This is a genomic window from Arthrobacter sp. P2b (genome assembly GCF_900168295.1).
GTDB lineage: Bacteria > Actinomycetota > Actinomycetes > Actinomycetales > Micrococcaceae > Arthrobacter.
Genome location: NZ_FVZL01000045.1, coordinates 1 through 1,292, shown reverse-complemented (window position 1 = coordinate 1,292; position 1,292 = coordinate 1). Strand labels below are relative to the sequence as shown.

The window sequence follows — 1,292 nt, the reverse complement described above, 5'->3', positions numbered from 1 at the left end:
GCGACCAGGCCTGAGCCGATCATTTGGTCGCTGAGGCGGGCGAGTCGGTAGGCGGGGTCGGTGTCGAGGGCGAGTTGGAGGAATTGGTGGGCTTTGCTGCCTCTGCCTTCCCACCAGTTGATGTAGCCAATGGCCGTCAGAATGGGGGCTGCGTGCTCGGCGCTGGTGCGAGTGTAGGCGTGCAGGAGCAGTTGTTGTGCCCATTCGATGCGTGACCATTTCGGGGCGGCTTCGGTTTGGGCGAACAGGATTTGTTGCATGGGCTCGTTCATTCCTGGGATATCGGCGATGAGCCGGTCGCGGATCGCCGGGAACTGCAGGTGGGCGACCAGTGCGTGGCAGTCATCGTCGTTGGGGAAGGTCTTGGAGTCGAGCATGTTGGCCCAGAGTTTCCGGCCTTGCTGGAGCGCGGTGTCGGTTGGTAGGGCGGCGATGGAGTCTATGTGGTGTTCGACGGCGGCCGCTTTGGCTGCTGCCTGGCCGGTGGTGGGGAGGGTGATCCGGTCAGTGGGTTCGATGTAGCTGCCGCGGTAGATGAATTCGGCGTTGATCGCGCTGGTCTGGGTGGAGTTGACGGGCAGGGCGAGGTTGGTGCCGGGTTCGCCGTCGTAGGGGGAGAAGGTTTCGTCGCCGACGAAGAGTCCGTCCCGGATCGTGATGCCCTGTTCGGCGAGGACGCCGGTGAGCGCTGCGATGGTGCCGGCGTGGGGTCTGGCCTGTCCGTGCTGCGCTGTTTCGTTGGTGTAGACGGAGAAGATGATGGACGTCGCGTTGGTGTCGCTGGTGAGGTAGTGGGCGACGGTGCGTGCGTAGGGGAGTTCCTGTCCGGGTTGGCGGGGCAGGTCGATCCGGAGGGTGGCGCCGATGCTGTTCTCGTTGAGGGTGATGCAGACGAGGCTTTCCTGGGGCCAGAAGCCCAGGGTGTGCCCGATGAAGCTGAGCACATCTGATGGTGTTGTGATCGTGAGCTTTTCCATGATCCCGTGTTTCCCTTCACCCTTTGTGTTGCCGTGATTTTCTGCGGTTGTTGGTTGTGGGCGTCGTTCTGGTAGGGGACCAGCCGCTGGGTTGAGGGGCCGGAGTGCAACTTGGGGGACCGGCGCCGGGGGCGAAAACTTCATCCGGGGCCAATGGTTCGGTCTTTCAGTGCAGAAGTTTTCGGTTCCGGGGTCGGCGCGGTAGCGCCCTGGTTGCGCCGAGGTCCCGCCCAGCGATCATGGGGCATATCAGAATGACAAGCAGCGATGGAACTTCCACTTGTCTATCGAAGCGGAGGAGTGAAGCGGCATGAC

At 62.8% G+C, this 1,292-nt stretch carries 1 protein-coding gene; it reads right to left on the bottom strand.

All coding sequences use genetic code 11. From position 1 onward, the window contains the following. Positions 1 to 977 (bottom strand): DUF4192 domain-containing protein (locus B5520_RS22280; RefSeq protein ID WP_079599243.1); only part of this gene is annotated, 977 nt, incomplete at its 3' end. Between the last annotated feature and the right edge of the window lie 315 nt (positions 978 to 1,292).